Below are 17826 nucleotides of genomic sequence, written 5' to 3' on the forward strand. Positions count from 1 at the left end.
GGAGGAGGCCGATCATGAAAACCACCATCCTGAAGAGCGCCTTCCTGCTGGCCGCGGGCCTGGGCCTGGGCCAAGCCCAGGCGCTGGAGATCACGCTGCCGGCCGAGACCGCCATCTACAAGGAAAGCACCCTGCCCGGCTACCAGCTGGCGCTGGCCAACTGCCTGATGTGCCACTCGGCCCAGTATGTCCAGACCCAGCCCCACACCTCGCCGCGCAGCTACTGGGAGGCCACGGTCAAGAAAATGAAGACGCCGTTTGGCGCGCCCTTCCCCGAAGCCGACATCGCGCCCATCGTGGACTACCTGGTCAAGACCTACGGCGCCGAGAGCGCGGCAGCCAAGTAGGCGACAGGCCGGGGCGGCCGCACTGCGCCACCCCGGCCTTTATCGCGCAAAATCGCCGCTGGCGCCGCCCTGCGCGCCGGCAGCTTTTCCCTATCCATGACCGACACCACCCACCACTCCGAGCCCGACCATGTGATCTTCGGCCTGCCCATGGCCATGGCCGCGGCCTTCCAGCTCAAGGGCGAAGCCATCGGCGGCGACAGCGCGCGCGTGCGCATGCCCTACCAGCAGCAATACACCAACAGCCGCGGCGACATGCACGGCGGCGCCATCGCCACGCTGCTGGACGTGGGCCTGTCGTGCGCGGCGCGCGCGCACGACCCCGCCCGCTATGGCGTGGTGACGGTGGACCTCACCATCCACTACATCGCGCCCGCCGCGGGCGACGTGATCTGCACCGCGGTATGCGAAAAGCGCGGCAAGAGCCTGTCCTTCGTGCGCGGCGAGCTGCGCAACGACGCCGGCGACCTGCTGGGCATGGCCACGGGCACGTTCAAGCTGGTGGAGCGCGTTCGCGGCTGATCGCAGCTGAGGGCATGGCGCGGCTGCCGCGCAGCCCTGGCGAGGCTATGGCATGCTTGGCGCTTTTGTACGAGCCAAGCACCATGCAAGCACCCCGCCATTCCCCGCATCCCATCCACAGCCAGTTCCTCGACCGCTTCTCGCCCCGGGCCTTCTCGGGCCGGCCGCTCAGCGCGCAGCAGATCGAACAGATGGTGGAGGCCGCGCGCTGGGCGCCCTCGGCCAGCAACAAGCAACCCTGGCACTTTGCCTATTCGCTGCACGGCGATGCGCATTGGGCGGAATTCTCTACCATCCCCAATGAAGGCAACCGCCGCTGGTGCCTGAATGCGGGCGCGTTGCTGGTGGTGCTGTCCGACCGCAGCGCCTCGGGCAAGCACAGCTTCGACACCGGCTGCGCCTGGGGCTACCTGGCGCTGCAGGCCCACCACATGGGCCTGGCCACGCACGCCATGGGCGGCATCGATGCCGAGGCCGCCCGCCGGGTGCTGCGGCTTGGCGAGCAATGGGCGGTGGAATGCCTGGTGGCCATCGGCGAGCGCGGCGACAAGGCCACGCTGCCGCCGGACCTGGCCGAGCGCGAAACACCGTCGCCGCGCAAGCCCCTGGGCGAGATCCTGTCGGCCGGCCCGCTGGCCTGAGCAGCGCAAACCCAATCGATTACCGATCGGGAACAAATCCCTCTCAACTCCGCTGAAAATCCCGCTCGGTAATCAAAAAGCCGCAATACCCGCTATAGTCGAGCATTATTCCCGTACGGTAATCATGCCATGACCACCTTCGACTCCACGCCGCTCACGCCCCAGGGCATAGGCGCCATCGTGCGGGCGCGGCGCAAGCGGCTGGGGCTGACCAGCGCCGACCTGGCCGGGCTGGCAGGCACGGGCAACCGTTTCGTCGTGGAACTGGAAGCCGGCAAGCCCACGCTGCAATTGCAGAAGGTGCTGGACGTGCTGCAGGTGCTGGGCATAGACCTGATCGCCCAGCCGCGCACGCTGCTGGCGGGCGAGAGTGGGCCGGCCCCCTACCACACTGGCCCAGCCGCCGCGAAGGGGGCCTGAACATGGCGGCGCCGGCAGCGCAGCTGCAGGTATTCAAGGACGGCATTTGCCTGGGCTTGCTGCGCAGCGCGCCCGAGTTCGGCTTTGCCTATGCCGAGGCCTACCTGGCCACACCTTCGGCAGGGCTGCTTGGCCAGTTGCCGCTGCAGCCCGGCTGGCACGCAGGCGCCGCAGTGCAGGCGCTGTTCGAGAACCTGCTGCCCGAAGGCCGCATGCGCGAGCTGCTGCAAATGCGGGCCCAGACCACCACGCTTTTCGGCATGCTGCGCGCAGTGGCTGGCGACACGGTGGGCGCCTATGTGCTGGTGCCGCAAGGCCGCCTGCCCGACGATGAGCACTATGCGCCCACCAGCTGGGCAGCGCTGCGCGATCACCTGCAGGGGCAGGCCAGCCTGCCGGCATTGCAGGACACGCGCATTTCGCTATCCGGCGCGCAGTACAAGCTGTCGGTGGCACTGTGGGATGCATCGGCGGCGCCCTGGGAGGCCGCAGTATTCCTGCCCGAGAACACCGCGCCCAGCACGCACATCGTCAAGCCCGACATGCGGCTCGAAGGCGTATGGCAGTCCGCCGCCAACGAAGCCTTTGTGATGCAGCTGGCAAGCCGCTGCGGCCTGCGCGTGGCCGAGACCTTCTATGAGCCGCTCACGCAGGCCTGCGTGGTGCGGCGTTTCGACCGCGTGGGCGCGGCGGCGGGCCTGATGCGGCGGCTGCCGCAGCTCGACATGTGCCAGCTGCACGGCCTGCCGTCCACGCTCAAGTACGAGGCCGACGGCGGCCCGTCGCTCGCGCAGTGCGCCGCCCAGGTGCGCGACAGCAGCGCGGTGCCGGCCGAGGACTTGCAGCAGCTGGCGCGCTGGGTTTTCTTCAACCTGTTCGCCGGCAACCTCGACGCACATGCCAAGAACCTGTCCATGCAGCAGACCGAGGCCGGGGCATGGCGCCTGGCGCCGTTCTACGACCTGATGTGCACCCGGCTCTATCCCGGCCTGGCCGGCACCCTGGCCATGCGCATCGGCGGCGCGGCCACGCCTGCGCAAGCGGATGCAAACGCGCTCGCCCGCCTGGCCAAGGATTTGCGCCTGTCTCCCACCCTGCTGCGGCGCACCGCCCAGGACGTCGCCACCCGGCTGCTGGCCCAGCTGCCCGCGCAGCCGCCCGGCATGCCGCTGCTGCAGCCCCGGGCCCAGGCGCTGCTGCAGCGGCTGCGCCAAAGGCTGGCATCGCAGACTGGCCAGTACCTGCGGCGCTGGGGCTGGAATTAACACCAGGACTCACACCCTAACGCCGGATCACCGCCTTGTAGCTGAACCTGTCGGGCCGGAAGAACATCTCGGCAAACAGCAGCGGCCGGTCCTCGATGTCGTGCGGCACGAAGCTCATGCGCAGCAGCGGGGCCGCGGGCGCAACACCCAGCGCCCGGCCGCGCTCCACCCCCGCGGCCACCGCACTGGCCTCGATATGGGTGCTGTCCAGCCGGTAGCCGAGCCGCGCCTCGAGCACGGCCATCGCGTCCGCGGTTTCCAGATCGTGCGCCAGCAGCCTTTGCGCCAGCTCGGGCTGCATCACCAGCCTGCCGATCACCACCGCCTCGCCGTCGGCCAGGCGCACGGTGGAGATCGAGGTCAGCTGCGCGCCAGCCCCGGTGCGCAGCACATGCGCCAGGCGGGCCGTGGCCTTGACGGTGCGCACCGAAAGAATCCGCCCCTCGGCGCTGTGCCCCTTGGCGCGCATATGGTCGTAGAAGCCGGTGAGCATGCCCAGGCGCGGCGCATTCGCGGGCTGGGTGACAAAGCTGCCCCTGCCGTTGAAGGTCTCGATCAGCCCCTCGGCCTGCAGCGCCGACAGCGCCTGCCGCACCGTGATGCGGCTCACCTCGAACTGCGACTGCAGCTGCGACTCCGACGGCAGCTTCTGCCCCGGGGCGAGGCGCCCTTGCAGGATGCCCTGGCGCAGGCTGTGCTGCACCTGCGCGAACAGCGGCAGTTCGGATTCGGAAGGCCCGGCCTCAGCCGGCGAACCGGGGGGCTCCCGGCGGTCATTGAGCTTGGATGAAGGCATGGTGTGACCCGCACTATAAAGCGAAAACACGGCGCATCGCATTGGGCCCGTCACATGCTGTCATAACAGGTATTGCTCAACAAGGCCAATCAACCTATCATGACAGGTACGCCATATTGACCAAGACATCCAGCGATGAAGACACGCACAGACCACGAATTCCAGGCCCTGATCGCCAGGCTGCGGGATTTCATCCAGACCCAGGTGATCCCGCAGGAGCAGCTGCTCGCGGCCGGCGATGCCGGCGCGGTGCATGCGGCCACGCTGGAGCTGCAGCGCCAGGCGCTGGCGCGCGGCCTCGGCCCGGCACGGGGCCGCGCCGCCGACGGCGGGCTGGTGCTGTCGTGGGAGGAGTGCTGCAGCTACCTCGAAGAAGCGGGCCGCAGCTTTCTCGGCCCGGCCGCGCTGCAATGCGCACCGCCCACCCAGCCCGACATCTTCGCGCTGGAGAAACTCGGCTCGCCCGAGCAGCAGCGCCGCTACCTGGAGCCGCTGCGCCTGGGGCGGCTGCGCTCGTGCTTCGCGATGACCGAGCCGGCGCCCGGCGTGGGGTCCGATCCGCGCATGCTGGAAACCACCGCACGGCGGCTGGACAACGGCGGCTGGGAGCTCAACGGCCACAAATGGTTCATCACCGGCGCGGTGCAGGCCCAGGTGGCGATCGTGGTGGCGCGTACCGAGGCCGGCGCCTCCTGGTTCCTGGTGGATACCGACACCCCCGGCTACCGCCTGGTGCGCGACATACCCAACCTGGAGCCGTTCGCGCTGAGCAGCCATGGAGAAATCGTGCTGGAGAACTGCCGCGTGCGCGCCGAGGCGCTGATCGGCGAGGAAGGCCGCGGGCTGGAATACGCCCAGCTGCGGCTAGAAGGCGCGCGGCTGTTCCATTGCATGCGCTTCATCGGCCTGGCCTCGCGCGCCATGGACATCGCGCAGGACTACGCCGCGCGCCGCGAGTCCTACGGCGCCAGGCTCGGCGACCACCAGATGGTGCAGGCCATGATCGCCGATGCGCATATCCAGCTCTATGCGGCGCGCATGGTCACGCGCGACGTCGCCCGGCGCCTGGACGCGGGCGAATCCATCCGCCACCATTCGTCGATGGCCAAGGTCTTCGTCTCGGAAGCCGTGGGCGCGGTGGCCGATTCGGCGGTGCAGATCTGCGGCGCGCTCGGCATCTCCAGCGACACGCCGGTGTCCATGATCTACCGCCAGGTGCGGCCGTTCCGCATCTACGACGGCGCCTCCGAGGTGCACCGCAGCGCGATCGCCAAGCGCGCGCTGCTGCACCGCATTTCCGCCTGAGCGAGCTCTACGGCGCTGCGTGCACTAGCGCTTGGCCGCAGCCTGCAGCCGCACAGCAGCGGCCAGCACGCCCAAGGCAGCCATCAGCAGGGCCCAGGCCGCATTCGCCGGCACCGGAGTGGGAGAAGAAGCCGGCGTATTCGCTACCTGGCTCGACGCCTGGGCGCTGCAGGAATCGGCACTGCCATTGCAGCTGCCGCCAGCCGCAGGATCAAGGCCCAGCACCGCAGTATTGGTGATGGTGCCGCTGGCCGCCTTGTCCACCACCGCCTGGATGGTATAGACCAGCGACTGCCCCGCGGGCCAGCTGGCGATGCTGGCTGCCAGCGGCAGGCTGCCCGATGCCGCCGGGCAGGCGCTGCCCACGCAGGTCCAGGTGCCCGAGGCAATGCCCGCCGGCAGTGCGTCGGCCAGCTGCGCGCCCTGGATCGCGACCGTGCCGGTATTGGTTGCGGTCACCGTGTAGACCAGGCTCTGGCCGGGCTTGACCTGCTCGCTCGCATTCACCTGCTTGGCCAGGCTCGCCACCGGCCGGGCCGACAGCAGCACATCGGCCGAGGCCTGGCAGGGCGCGCTGCTGCTGGCCTGGGTGGCCGCGTTGTAGCAGCTGGCGGCCAGCGCTTCGGGCGGCGCGAGCTGGGCGGTGTTGGTGACGGTGGACTGCCCGGCATACGCCGGATCGACCACCGCATTCACGGTGAACAGCAGGCGGCTGTGCGCGGGCAGCTGGGTGATCGTCTGCGAGAAGCTGTTGCCGCTGAAGCTGCCGGAGGCCGGCGAGGGGCAAAGCGCCTGGCTGCCGGGCGGCGACTGGCAGGTCCAGGTGCCATCGACCAGCCCCGTAGGCAAGGTGTCGGAAATCTGGCTGCCAGATGCATCCACCGAGCCCACATTGCTGGCTTCGAGCGTGTAGCTGAGCGCCGCGCCGGGGAAGAACGGCCCGCTGCCGCTGGCCTGCTTGGTCAGCGCCACCACCGCGCCGGTGGACACACTGGCGCTGGATTCACACGGAGATGGCATGGCCGGCGTGGGCTTGCAGGCATCGGGCGCCGAGGCTGGCGGCGCCAGGGTGGCGGTATTGGTGATCACGCCGCTCGCGGGCAGATTCGCTTGCTGGGCCACCAGCGCATTGATGGTGAACACCAGTTCGCTGCCACTGGGGAACTGCCCCAGCGTCGCATTCAATGGCAGGCTGCCGCTGGCGGGCGTCGGGCAGGCCGCGGCTCCGCCCGAAGGCACCTGGCAGCTCCAGCTGCCCGAGGCCAGCCCTGGCGGCAGCGCATCGCTGAGCTGCGTGCCGCTGGCATCGGTGGTGCCGGCATTGCGCACCTTCAGCGTGAACGGCACCGACTGGCCGGCTTGCACCGGCTGGGTCTGCGTGGTGGTCTTCTCGACACTGATCGGCGCCGCGCACAGGCCACTGCCGCTGGCCTGCACCAGCAGGCCGGTGGGCATCAGGTAGTTGGAGGTCTGCAGCAGGATGGTATTGCTGCCCGTCTGCCAATGCTGGTTGATCAGCAGCGGATAGCGGCCTGCCGCCGAAAAGCCCGACACCCCTTCCGTGTAGACGTTATTGGGCGTGAAGTCCTTGTAGAGCTGCCCGTTGACGTACACCTTTTGCAGGAGGTCATCGGCATACATGTCGAAATTCAGGTTGAAAGTGCTCGGATCCACCGAAGGGTCGAGCGTGAAGGTATAGCGGTAGAGGATCGGCTGGTAGGTCCTGCTGCCCTGGCCATTGGGCCACGCCACCCATTGCGCATTGCCGAACGGCGAATCGACCCAGGCCCACGGTGCCTGGTTGCCGGTGACCGTGGCGGGCATCCAGCTGAAGCCAACGGCCGGGTCCGGCGGCGGATTGAACGCCGCGTTGTTCGCGGTGGAAATGCCGACTTCCCAGTTGTTGTCGCTGCTGTTTATGGCCAACGTGGGGCTGTTGACCGAAAAGCCGTTGCTGCCATCGATGCCGGTATTGAAGACCGAGGTGTCCGTGGTGCACGACACGACCGGCTGCACCGCCCACGCTGCCGCACCGAGCATGCATGCCGCGCCCACCAGCATGCCACGCGCCAGAGTGTGTACCTTGCCCATACCGCCGCCCTATCGAGAAATCAACCAATTGGGGGCCAATTTTATTTACTTAATTAATAAATAATTACTCATCAATGTTAAAAATCAATAATCAAGCACGGCCTCCAGGGCGGCTCAGCGCCCCGACTCCCACAGATAGGCCGGGTCGTTGTAGCCCGGGGTGGAGGGATGGCCGGGCGTGACCAGGCCGTCGATGAAGGCCTCGTCGTCCGGCGTGAACGCGTAGTCCGCCGCGGGCGCATAGTCCTGCCACTGCTGCAGCGTGCGCGGCCCGGCGATGACCGCGCTGACCGCGCGGTGCGCCAGCACCCAGGCGGTGGCGAACTGCGCGGCGGTGAGGCCGCGCGCGCGGGCATGCTGCTGCACCTGCTGGGCGATGGCGAGCGATTCCTGGCGGAACTCGGTCTGCATCATGCGCCGGTCCTGGCGGCCGGCGCGGCTGTCGGCCGGTGGCTGCTGGCCCGGCAGGTATTTGCCGCTGAGCACGCCGCGCGCCACCGGGCTGAACGGCACCACGCCGATGCCGTAGTGCTGGCAGGCGGGCAGGATGTCGGTCTCGGGCCCGCGGTTGAGCAGGTTGTAGTAGGGCTGGCAGACCACCGGCTGCGGCATGCCGATCTGGCGTGCCAGGTGCGCCGCCTCGGCAATGCGCCAGCCGCGGAAGTTGGAGATGCCCCAGTAGTGGATCTTGCCCGCGTCGAGCAGCGCCTTGAGCGCCCGCAAGGGCTCCTCCAGGTTCAGTCCCACATAGTCGCGGTGCAGGTAGAGGATGTCGATGTGCCCGGTCTGCAGCCGCCGCAGGCTGGCCTCGGCCTCGCGCAACACCCAGGCGCGCGAGTAGTGGCCGTGGTTGGGCTGCGCGTCCATGGCGTTGCCGAGCTTGGTGGCGACGATCCAGTCGTCGCGCTGGCCCTGCAGCAGCCGGCCCAGCATGGATTCGGAGCCGCCCTTGCTGTAGACATCGGCGGTGTCGACGAAGTTGACGCCGCGCTCGCGCGCATCGGCCAGGATGTCCGCGGCGGCGGCCTCGTCGGTCTGGTCGGCGAACATCATCGTGCCCAGGCACAGCGCGGATACTTTCAGGGGGCTGCTGCCCAGTTGGCGGTATTGCATGGAATCTCCCAGGAGTGGAACGATCAGCGTGCACGCACGCCGGAATGCTGGAACGCCTCCAGCACGCCGTGCCGGATCGCGTCGCTGATAAGGTTGCCCATGCCGCTCCAGGCAATTTGTATGCCCAGGCATAGCAGGATGAAGGCCGAGATGCGCAGGAAAACGACGGTACCGGTCTCGCCCAGGGGCCGCAGCAGCTTGTCGGCATAGCGGTTGCACAGCAGCAGCACCCCGCCCACGACCACGCTGCCCAGGGCGGCGCCGACCACGCTGACGACGGTGGCGACCGGCTCGCGGTCGATCAGGCTCACGCCCACGGTGATGGTGGCGGCCAGACTGCCCGGCCCGTAGGTGAGCGGGAAGGTCAGCGGGTAGAAGGCCCGGCGGCGCGCCATCTCGGGGGTGAAGGCGTCGGCCAGCTTCTCGGTGCGGCCTTCGGACGAGCTGGCGTTGATCATGTTCCAGCCGATATAGGCCACCAGCAGGCCGCCGCCCACGCGCACGATGTCGATCGACAGGCCGAACACGTCCAGCATGTACGAGCCGACCAGCATGAAGAAGATGGTCAGCAGCGTGACATTGACCGCGATGCGCGTGGCCAGGCGGCGGCGGGTGGCGACCGAGGCGCCCTCGGTCAGCGTCAGGAAGACCGCCGAGGCGCTCACCGGATTGAGAATGGGCAGCATGGTGGCCACCACCAGCAGAAAGCTCTTGCTGAAGGCGGCGAACAGGGTGGCGAAGCTCAGGGACATGCGCGGCGAAGGTGGACAGGAAAGCGACTGGCACGAAGTGTAGGAGATATATTGCCGCCCCGGCGCGCTTGCGCATTGCACAATAGCGCCCATGAACGTGCGAAACCTGTTGATCCCGCTGGGCCTGCTGATCCTGCTGTGGGCGGCCTACCAGAACTACCAATGGATGGGGGTGCTGGCCGTCTCCGGCGGCATCATGATGTGGCTGCTGCTGCACTTCACCCGGCTGCTCACCGTGATGAAGCGGGCCGCCGAGCGGCCCATTGGCTATGTGGGCAGCGCGGTGATGCTCAATGCCAAGCTCAAGCCCCGCCTGCCGCTGGTGCATGTGGTTGCCATGACGCGCTCGCTGGGCGAGCGCCTCTCGCCCGAAGGCGAGCAGCCCGAGGTCTTCCGCTGGCGCGATGGCACCGAATCCTTCGTGAGCTGCGAATTCGTGCAGGGCCGGCTCACCCGCTGGACGCTGGAGCGCCCGGCGCAGGATGCCGGCAATTCATGAATTTTGTGCCTGTTTTTGTAACATTTTCGGAAATCGGCGTATATCCCAGCAAGCAACGCTGTCGGCTTTGTCACACAGGGGCGCAACGGCTCGTAAAATCAGGCCCACTTCACCAATCCAAGCCGCCCGGTGCCCGTGACCATGGTCGCGCCAGGCGGCTTTCCACCACCACAGGTGTGTCATGAATATTGCTCCCTCCATGTCCGACCGCGACGGCAAGATCTGGATGGACGGCCAATTGGTCGACTGGCGCGATGCCAAGATCCACGTGCTCACGCACACGCTGCACTATGGCTGCGGCGCGTTCGAGGGCGTGCGCGCCTACCAGACGGCGGACGGCACGGCCATCTTCCGCCTGCACGACCATACCAAGCGGCTGTTCAACAGCGCCAAGATCCTGCGCATGCAGATCCCGTTCACGCCCGAGCAGGTGAACCAGGCGCAGATCGACGTGGTGCGCGCCAACGGGCTGGATTCGTGCTACCTGCGCCCGCTGACCTGGATCGGCGACCGCAAGCTGGGCGTCTCGCCCAAGGGCAACACCATCCACCTGATGGTCGCGGCCTGGGCCTGGGGCGCCTACCTGGGCGAGGAAGGCATGAAGCGCGGCATCCGCGTCAAGACCAGCAGCTACACGCGCCACCACGTCAACATCACCATGAGCCAGGCCAAGGCGGTGAGCAACTACACCAACTCCATCCTGGCCAACACCGAGGCGCTGGACGACGGCTACGACGAGGCCGTGCTGCTGGATGCGGCGGGCTTCGTGTCCGAAGGCTCGGGCGAGAACATCTTCGTGGTCCGCGATGGCGTGGTCTACACGCCCGACCTGTCGGCCGGCGCGCTCAACGGCATCACCCGCAACACCGTGTTCCACATCTGCCAGGACCTGGGCCTGCAGGTGGTGGAAAAGCGCATCACGCGCGACGAAATCTATATCTCTGACGAAGTGTTCTTCAGCGGCACCGCGGCCGAGATCACGCCGATCCGCGAGATGGACCGCGTGAGCATCGGCACGGGCGAGCGCGGCCCGATCACCGAGAAGATACAGAACGCATTTTTTGACATCGTGAATGGGCGCAATCCGAAATACGCCCATTGGCTGACGAAAGTTTGATCACCATGACGCAGGCAGTTGTAGAGTTATTGGCCAAGGATCTGAATGCCCAGGGCGGCGTGTTCTGCCCCAGCCCCAAGGCCGACATGAAGCTGTGGAACAGCCACCCCAAGGTCTACCTGGACGTGGCCCACACCGGCAGCGCCAAGTGCCCGTACTGCGGTACCGAATACCGCCTGAAGGCCGGCGAGCATTTCCAGGGTGGCCATTGACTGCAGGCACGATCTGAAGCAGCCATCGAGGGCATGTGTCGTCCGTTCCCATCGCTGAAGCCCCGCAGGCGCCCACGCTCACCGTCGCTATCCTGACGCTGAACGAGGAGCACAACATCGAGGCCTGCATCCGCAGCGCCTCCTTCGCCGACCAGATCTTGGTGGTGGACAGCGGCAGCACCGACCGCACGACCGCCATTGCAAGCACCCTGGGCGCCCAGGTCTACCGGTATGCCGACTGGCAGGGCTTTGCCGTGCAGCGCAACCGGCTGCTGGCGCACGCCACCGGCGACTATGTGTTCTTCCTCGACGCCGACGAGGTCATCTCGCCCGCCTTCCAGCGCGAACTGCAGGGCATCATGGGCTCGGGCGAGCAGGCGGTGTGGATGATCCGCTGGCGCATCGTGGCGTTCGGGCGGGAGCTCAAGTACCTGCGCTCCACCTCGGCGGTGGAGCGCCTGTTCTGGCGCGGCCTGCTGCGCGAATACTCGGGCGTGGTGCACGAGGAGGCCCAGCTCAGCCGCGAAGGCGTGGCACGCCACCTGATGCGCACGCCGCTGCTGCACCACTCCCGCGACACCGTGCATTCCAGCCTCGGCAAGCTGACCCAGTACGCCATGCTTGGCGCCGCCAAGCGCGCCAAGCTGGGCAAACAAGGCGGCATCCTGCGTGGCATGGCCTCTGGCGGAGCCATGTTCCTGCGGCTCTATATCTGGCACCTTGGCATCCTCTGCGGCGGCGCCGGCTTTCTGTACTGCATGTTCGTCGCACTGGAAGGATTTTTCCGCTACGTGGCACTGGCCTACGATCGCCCGCACCTGAGCGAGGACGTGCGCCGATGACGCGGCCCACGGCCACACCGCCGGCGGCTTCGGCCTGGGCCGGCCGCAGCACCCAGCTCGCCACCTTCATGGTGCCGGGCATCGCGCTGAGCCTGCCATCCGGCTACTCCTGGGGCCCGGCCCTGCTGGTGCTGACGGCCCTGGCCTTTGCGCGCCGCTGGTGGCCCCTGCCCTGGGACCGCCGCGCCAAGGCGCTGGCGGTGCTCTTCGCCGCGATGGGCATGCTGTGGACGCTGAGCTTCGACGGCTGGGGCCTGACGCCGCGCAGCGACCAGATCTACAAATACCTGCTCGCGCTGGCCGGGCTGGGCCTGGTGCAATGGCAGGCCCCCCAGGTGCGCCCGCTGGGCTGGGGCCTGCTCGCCGGCGCGCTGGGCGCCGGCGCGGTGGCGCTGGCGCAATGCGGCTGGCAGGGGCTGCCGCGCGCCAGCGGCTTCACCAATGCGATCCAGTTCGCCGGGCTGGCCTTCGTGCTCACGCTGGGCTGCTGCTTCGGCGTCATGCTGCTGTGGCGCTCGCTGGCGCTGTGGCAGCGGGCCCTGGGCGTGCTGTGCAGCCTGGCCGGCGTGGTGGCGGTGCTGCTGTCCGACACCCGGGGCGCTTGGATCATGGCGCCGCTGGTGCTGGGCCTGGGCGCGGTGCTGCTGTGGCGCTGCGGCCTGCGCCAGCAGGTGCTGGCCGGCCTGGCCAGCCTGGTGGTGGTGGGCGGCGCCCTGGGCCTGCTGCGCGGCGCCGACATCGAACGCCGCTACGACATGGCGCTCAACGAGGTCAGCCAGTATGAACAGGACGGCGAAGCCAACACCTCGGTGGGGCAGCGCCTGGCGCACTGGAAGCTGGCCTGGAACATGGGCTGGGAACGCCCGCTGACCGGCTGGGGCATGCAGGGCTACAGCAACGAGAAGGCGCGCCGCGCAGCGGCCGGCCTGGTCGACCCCTTCGTGCTGCAATTCGGCCATGCGCACAACGAACTGCTCGACCAATTCGCCAAGCGCGGCCTGGTGGGCGTGGCGCTGATGCTGCTGTTCTACAGCATCCCCATCGCGATCTTCTGGCCTTCGCGCCGGCGCATGCTGGCCTGCGGCCGCAAGCCCATGGACCGGCAGATCCTGTTCCTGCGCGTGCTGGGCGTGATGCTGCCGGTGAGCTATGCCGGCTTCGGGCTGACGCAGGTATTCTTCGCGCACAACAGCGGCCACCTGTTCTATGTCTACATGCTGGTGCTGCTGCTCGGCGCGCTGATCGGGCGCGAGAGGGCACTGCACGCGGCTACTGCCGCGTGATTTCCGGTACCTCAGGCCACCAGCGCCTTCGCAACCTGGATCTCTTGCGCCAGTTGCGATAACAGCTCGGCCGCCGGCATGGGCCGCGCCTGCGCCACCCCCTGCCCGGCCCACAGCGACAGGTACTGTGCATCACCCTTTTCAGCCGCCAGGCGCCGCAGCGGGCCGGTCAACGCGTTCTGTATCGGATACGGCGCAATCGCATCCTCATCGGGTGCCAGCGCCTCCATCATCGCGTTGACGATGCCGCGCGCCGGGCGGCCCGAGATGGTGCGGGTGGTACGCGTATCGCAGGCCTGGGCGCCCGCCAATGCCGCGCGGTAGGCCGGGTTGATGCCGGATTCGGGGCACACCAGGAAGGCGGTGCCCATCTGCACCGCCTGCGCGCCCAGGGCCAGCGCGGCGGCGATGCCCGCGCCGTCCATGATGCCGCCGGCCGCAATCACCGGCACCGCGAGCCGCTGCACGCAGTCGCGCACCAGCGGCAGCGTGGCGATCATCGAGGCTTCGTAGCTGCCCAGGAAGGTGCCGCGGTGCCCGCCCGCCTCGCAGCCCGAGGCGCAGACCGCATCAGCCCCCACCGCCTGCCAGGCCAGCGCCTCCTGCACCGTGGTGGCCGTGCCGATCACCGTGCAACCGGCATCGTGCAGGCGCTGCACCTGGCCGGCCGTAAGGATGCCGAAGGTGAAGCTCGCCACCGCCGGGCGCAGCTCGATCAGCACTTCCAGCTGCGTGGCGAAATCCTCGCACCACTGCGCCGGCAGTGCGGGCTCGGCATCGAAGCGGGCATACAGCGGCGCGAGCCGGCGCAGCGCCGCCTCCAGCTGCGCGGCATCGGGCTTGGGCGTGGGCTGCACGAAGAGATTCAGCGCAAAAGGCCGGTCGGTGGCGGCGCGCACCGCCGCCGCGGCCGCGCGCATGGCCTGCGGCGAGCGCATGCCGCAACCCAGCGAGCCCAGCCCCCCGCCGGCCGACACGGCGGCGGCCAGCGCCGGGCTGTCGGCACCGGTCATCGGGCCCTGGATGATGGGCAGGCGCAGGCCCAGGGTATCAAGCAGACGGGGCATCGTTTTCTCCTGTGGAAAGCAGACAAGCAAGCAGCGCATCGAGCGCCGGTGACTGGTATTCGGCGCGCCGCACCAGCATGGTGGTGCAGGCCGGCAGCGGCACGGCCTGCACCGGCGGCGCGGTGCGCATCAATTGCAGGATGGAGCGCGGCGCCACCGCCGCGCAGCTGCCGGCGGCCACGCAGGCGACGATGGCATGGTAGGAGGCCAGCTCCAGCACCGACCAGCGGCCCGCGCCCGGGGCGCCGCCATGCATCTCGCGCATCCACGCCTCGCCCAGGCGGCGGTAGGTGCAGCCCTCGCTGAACGCCGCCAGCGTATCGAGCGCCAGCGGCCGCGCCGCCAGATCCAGGCCCTGGGGCACGATCACGCACAGCGCCTCTTCGTACAGCGGCGTGCAGGCCAGCGGCGCCTGGGCATCGATCTCGGGCGCGGGCCAGGCCACCAGCGCCGCATCCAGCTCGAAGGCCAGCACCCGCTCCACCAGCTGGCGCGAGGGCGCGGTGGACAGCTCCAGTTGCACCTGGGGCCAGGCCTGGTGAAAGCGCGCCAGCGGCTGCGGCAGCCGCGCGGCGGCGGTGCTCTCCATCGAGCCCAGGCGCAGCCGCCCCTGCGGCAGGCCGGGCTGCAGCGCCTGGCGCGCCTCCTCGGCCAGGGCCAGCAGGCGCGTGGCATAGCTCTGCAGCAGCAGGCCTTGCGGCGTGGGCACCATGCGCCGCGCCTCGCGCACGAACAGCGGCACACCCAGCGACTCTTCGAGCTGCTGGATGCGCGTGGTCACATTCGACTGCGCCCGCGCCAGCTGCTCGGCCGCGCGCGTGATGCTGCCGGCTCGGGCCACCTGCAGAAAGATTTCGAGGGAAGGTAAATCCATGGCGACAACACAAACTATCTTTTTTTAGGATGATAAATTAATATTCAATCTCAAATCAAGATTTATTCAAGCATGACCACCCTTGCCTCCCCCCGCAGCAGCACCTGGAGCCAGTCCCCCGTTGCCGTGGCCGCCACCGGCATGCTGGCGCTGGCCGCCGCGCTGGGCATCGGCCGCTTCGCCTTCACGCCGCTGCTGCCGATGATGCTGCACGACGGCACGCTCACCCTGGTGCAGGGCAGCTGGCTGGCGATGACCAACTACATCGGCTACCTGCTGGGCGCGGTGCTGTGCACCGTGCTGCCCTGGGTGGCGCCGGGTTTCGTGCAGCGCTGGCATCCAGCGCGCATGGTGCGCTGGGGGCTGGCCAGCTGCGTGCTGCTCACCGCGGTGATGGCCTGGCCGCTGCCCGCCGCCTGGCCGGCGCTGCGGCTGCTGGCCGGGGTGGTGAGCGCCATGGTATTCCTGAATGCGACGCAGTGGTGCATGACACAGCTGCAGCTGCTGGGCCGCCCGGCGGTGGGCGGCATGATCTTCTGCGGCCCGGGCCTGGGCATCGCGCTGACCGGCCTGGCCACCAGCGCCATGGTCGCCTGGCACTGGAGCGCGGCCTCGGGCTGGACGGCCTTCGCCGTGCTGGCGCTGCTGCTCGCACTGCCGGCGGCGGCCGTGATCCAGGGGCGGCATGCGGCGCCGGCGGCGCCAGCGGCGGCCGGCGCCAATGCCGCGGCACGGCCCACCGCCGAAGGCCCCTGGGACCGCGCGCTGCTGACCGCGGCCTACGGGCTGGCCGGTCTGGGCTATATCGTGACCGCGACCTTCCTGCCGGTGATCGCGCGCACTGCGCTGCCCGGCGGCTCGGTCTGGCCCGACCTGTTCTGGCCCATCTTCGGCATCGGCGTGATGGCGGGCGCCTATCTGTCCACTCACCTGCCGGCGCGCTGGGACCGGCGCTGGCTGCTGATGGCCGGCTACGCCATGCAGGCGGGCGCCATCCTCATCTGCCTGCTGCTGCCCACGCGCACTGGCTTCGCGCTCAGCAGCCTGCTGCTCGGCCTGCCGTTCACCGCCCTCACCTTCTTCGCGCTGCACGAGGCGCGGCGCATCTGGCCCACGGCGATCAGCAGCTTTCCCGGACTGATCACCGCCGCCTACGGCGTGGGCCAGATCGTCGGCCCGCCGATGGTGGCCTGGTGCCTGGCGCATAGCGGCAGCGAGCAAATGGGTTTCTACTATGGGCTGGGCGCCGCGGCGCTGGCGCTGGTGGCCGGCATGGGCCTGTATGCGCTGATGCTGTGGCGGCATCCGCCACGGCGGCATTGACATCAAATTTGATAGCTTTTAACGCCCTTCAGTATTGGTTTTCAATATGAAAACCACCTAAAAACCATACTCCATCAGCGCTAACAGCTATTATTTTCCACTTGGCTGCGTCGCCTGCGCGGCGCCGCTGAGCGGCAGCCGCAGCACGAACACCGCGCCGCCACCCTCGCGCGCCTCGCAATGCACGGTGCCGTCGTGGCGCTCGGAGATCGAGCGCACCAGAGCCAGCCCCAGGCCCACGCCGCCATGCTTTTCGCTGGCGCCGGGCATGCGGTAGAACGGCTCGAAGATGCGCTCGCGCTGCTCGGGCGGCACGCCCGGCCCGCGGTCGGCCACGCGGATCTCGGCATAACGCCCCTGGCGCGACAGCGCCAAGGTGATCGGCCCCTGGCTGTAGCGGCGCGCGTTCTCGAGCAGGTTGCGCACCGCGCGGCGCAGCAGCTTGGAGATGCCGCGCACCTCCATTTCATCGCCCTGCACCTCCAGCTCGGCATCGACGCGCACCGCCTCTTCGGCGCACAGGCCGATCAGGTCGACCGTCTCGGCCGTGCCCACGTCCACCTCGCGCACGTCGAGCCGGCTGGCGAGCAGGATCTCGTCGACCAGCTGGTCGAGCTCGGTGATGTTGCGCTGGATCTCCTGCTTGAACGCCGGCGAGGGCTTGCCGCCGTCCATCAGCTCCAGCCCCATGCGGATGCGCGTGAGCGGCGAGCGCAGCTCGTGCGAGGCATTGGCCAGCAGCGACTTGTGCGACTTCACCAGGGTTTCGATGCGCGCCGCGGCCGCGTTGAACTGCCGCGCCAGCTCGCCCACCTCGTCGTCGCCGTGCAGGTCCACCCGCACCGACAGGTCGCCGTCGCCGAACTGCTTGACGCCGTTGCGCAGGCGTTCGAGCCGCATCATCATGCGGCGGATGATGGGGAACACCCCGACCGCGACGACGATGCCCACCAGCCCCAGCATCCACAGGAAGCCGAACGGCGGCCGCGTCCAGAACGCCCAGGGGCTGCGCAGGTCGGGCGGCGGCACGCGATGGCGGCGCGGGTCGCTCAGGCGCGAAATCTCCATCTCGTAGCCGCGCCCCGCGTCGTCCTCGATCAGGTAGCTGGACTTCTCGCTCGGCGGCCCGGGCTGGCGCACCGCAATGCCCTGCAGCAGGATGCTGCCGTCCGCGCTGCGGATGAAGATCTCGCGCGTGGGCGGCTGCATGGGTATGGCGTTTTCCTCGGCCGCCACCTGCCAGGCCCAGCCCACGACCAGGATCAGCACGGCCACGCCGCCCACCACCGTCAGCCAGATGCGCAGGTACAGGCGCTCGGCAAAATATTTGTACAACTGCATGGAACTGGCAGGCCTG

Annotated in this window: 19 protein-coding genes; 12 read left to right on the forward strand and 7 right to left on the reverse strand. The window is 68.7% G+C overall.

Features of this window, described 5'->3' with window-relative positions; genetic code table 11:
* Positions 1 to 14 precede the first annotated feature (14 nt).
* From sorB to ACODRX_RS16180, 5 genes are all read left to right on the forward strand, one after another.
* Entirely contained in the window at positions 15 to 347 is a 333-nt protein-coding gene (gene sorB, locus ACODRX_RS16160) for a SorB family sulfite dehydrogenase c-type cytochrome subunit (protein ID WP_488872549.1), read from the forward strand.
* Positions 348 to 443: 96 nt separating this feature from the next.
* A complete protein-coding gene (locus ACODRX_RS16165) occupies positions 444 to 869 on the forward strand; it encodes a PaaI family thioesterase (protein WP_488872550.1) in 426 nt (141 codons plus the stop codon).
* A gap of 83 nt (positions 870 to 952) precedes the next feature.
* Positions 953 to 1510: a nitroreductase family protein gene (locus ACODRX_RS16170; RefSeq protein ID WP_488872551.1), complete on the forward strand. Its 558-nt coding sequence runs from the start codon at positions 953 to 955 to the stop codon at positions 1508 to 1510.
* Between the two features lie 129 nt (positions 1511 to 1639).
* On the forward strand, positions 1640 to 1930 hold the full coding sequence (locus ACODRX_RS16175; protein ID WP_488872552.1) for a helix-turn-helix transcriptional regulator: 291 nt from the start codon (positions 1640 to 1642) through the stop codon (positions 1928 to 1930).
* 2 nt (positions 1931 to 1932) lie between these two features.
* Complete coding sequence (locus ACODRX_RS16180) at positions 1933 to 3195, forward strand: HipA domain-containing protein (protein ID WP_488872553.1); 1263 nt, start codon at positions 1933 to 1935, stop codon at positions 3193 to 3195.
* A 16-nt stretch (positions 3196 to 3211) separates the two neighbouring features.
* Here the strand turns inward: ACODRX_RS16180 and ACODRX_RS16185 are convergent, their stop codons facing one another.
* A complete protein-coding gene (locus tag ACODRX_RS16185; protein WP_488872554.1) occupies positions 3212 to 3991 on the reverse strand; it encodes a GntR family transcriptional regulator in 780 nt (259 codons plus the stop codon).
* A gap of 135 nt (positions 3992 to 4126) precedes the next feature.
* Here ACODRX_RS16185 and ACODRX_RS16190 point away from each other — a divergent pair, with 135 nt between their 5' ends.
* Positions 4127 to 5296 (forward strand): acyl-CoA dehydrogenase family protein, encoded by a 1170-nt coding sequence (locus ACODRX_RS16190; protein ID WP_488872555.1) that lies wholly within the window; start codon positions 4127 to 4129, stop codon positions 5294 to 5296.
* A gap of 24 nt (positions 5297 to 5320) precedes the next feature.
* Here ACODRX_RS16190 and ACODRX_RS16195 read toward each other — a convergent pair whose 3' ends face one another.
* From ACODRX_RS16195 to ACODRX_RS16205, 3 genes are all read right to left on the reverse strand, one after another.
* Positions 5321 to 7387 (reverse strand): DUF7507 domain-containing protein, encoded by a 2067-nt coding sequence (locus tag ACODRX_RS16195; RefSeq protein ID WP_488872556.1) that lies wholly within the window; start codon positions 7385 to 7387, stop codon positions 5321 to 5323.
* 114 nt (positions 7388 to 7501) lie between these two features.
* The gene (locus ACODRX_RS16200; protein ID WP_488872557.1) at positions 7502 to 8500 is read right to left on the reverse strand and encodes an aldo/keto reductase; all 999 of its coding nucleotides are present in this window, start codon (positions 8498 to 8500) and stop codon (positions 7502 to 7504) included.
* A 23-nt stretch (positions 8501 to 8523) separates the two neighbouring features.
* The gene (locus ACODRX_RS16205) at positions 8524 to 9252 is read right to left on the reverse strand and encodes a MarC family protein (RefSeq protein WP_488872558.1); all 729 of its coding nucleotides are present in this window, start codon (positions 9250 to 9252) and stop codon (positions 8524 to 8526) included.
* A gap of 91 nt (positions 9253 to 9343) precedes the next feature.
* Between ACODRX_RS16205 and ACODRX_RS16210 the strand changes: the two genes are divergently transcribed.
* The 5 genes from ACODRX_RS16210 (at position 9344) to ACODRX_RS16230 (ending at position 13205) form a co-directional block, all read left to right on the forward strand.
* A complete protein-coding gene (locus tag ACODRX_RS16210; RefSeq protein ID WP_488872559.1) occupies positions 9344 to 9751 on the forward strand; it encodes a glycerate kinase in 408 nt (135 codons plus the stop codon).
* A 181-nt stretch (positions 9752 to 9932) separates the two neighbouring features.
* Positions 9933 to 10868 carry a branched-chain amino acid transaminase gene (locus tag ACODRX_RS16215; protein WP_488872560.1) on the forward strand — a complete coding sequence of 312 codons (936 nt, stop codon included), beginning with the start codon at positions 9933 to 9935 and terminating at the stop codon, positions 10866 to 10868.
* Between the two features lie 5 nt (positions 10869 to 10873).
* Complete coding sequence (locus tag ACODRX_RS16220) at positions 10874 to 11080, forward strand: zinc-finger domain-containing protein (protein WP_488872561.1); 207 nt, start codon at positions 10874 to 10876, stop codon at positions 11078 to 11080.
* Positions 11081 to 11115: 35 nt separating this feature from the next.
* Positions 11116 to 11922 carry a glycosyltransferase family 2 protein gene (locus ACODRX_RS16225; protein WP_488872562.1) on the forward strand — a complete coding sequence of 269 codons (807 nt, stop codon included), beginning with the start codon at positions 11116 to 11118 and terminating at the stop codon, positions 11920 to 11922.
* Positions 11919 to 13205, forward strand: coding sequence for an O-antigen ligase family protein (locus ACODRX_RS16230; protein ID WP_488872563.1), 1287 nt, complete (start codon positions 11919 to 11921; stop codon positions 13203 to 13205). Before ACODRX_RS16225 ends, ACODRX_RS16230 begins: the two co-directional genes overlap by 4 nt.
* An 11-nt stretch (positions 13206 to 13216) precedes the next feature.
* Here ACODRX_RS16230 and ACODRX_RS16235 read toward each other — a convergent pair whose 3' ends face one another.
* The gene (locus ACODRX_RS16235; RefSeq protein ID WP_488872564.1) at positions 13217 to 14272 is read right to left on the reverse strand and encodes an NAD(P)H-dependent flavin oxidoreductase; all 1056 of its coding nucleotides are present in this window, start codon (positions 14270 to 14272) and stop codon (positions 13217 to 13219) included.
* Positions 14256 to 15146 (reverse strand): LysR substrate-binding domain-containing protein, encoded by an 891-nt coding sequence (locus ACODRX_RS16240; protein ID WP_488872565.1) that lies wholly within the window; start codon positions 15144 to 15146, stop codon positions 14256 to 14258. Before ACODRX_RS16240 ends, ACODRX_RS16235 begins: the two co-directional genes overlap by 17 nt.
* A gap of 72 nt (positions 15147 to 15218) precedes the next feature.
* On the opposite strand from ACODRX_RS16240, the gene ACODRX_RS16245 reads away from it, so the two are divergent.
* Positions 15219 to 16469, forward strand: a complete 1251-nt coding sequence (locus tag ACODRX_RS16245; RefSeq protein WP_488872566.1) for a YbfB/YjiJ family MFS transporter — start codon at positions 15219 to 15221, stop codon at positions 16467 to 16469.
* Positions 16470 to 16559: 90 nt separating this feature from the next.
* On the opposite strand, the gene ACODRX_RS16250 is transcribed toward ACODRX_RS16245, so the two are convergent.
* On the reverse strand, positions 16560 to 17810 hold the full coding sequence (locus ACODRX_RS16250; protein ID WP_488872567.1) for a sensor histidine kinase: 1251 nt from the start codon (positions 17808 to 17810) through the stop codon (positions 16560 to 16562).
* Positions 17811 to 17826: the final 16 nt, after the last annotated feature.

Source organism: Comamonas sp. FG99 (assembly GCF_057808605.1).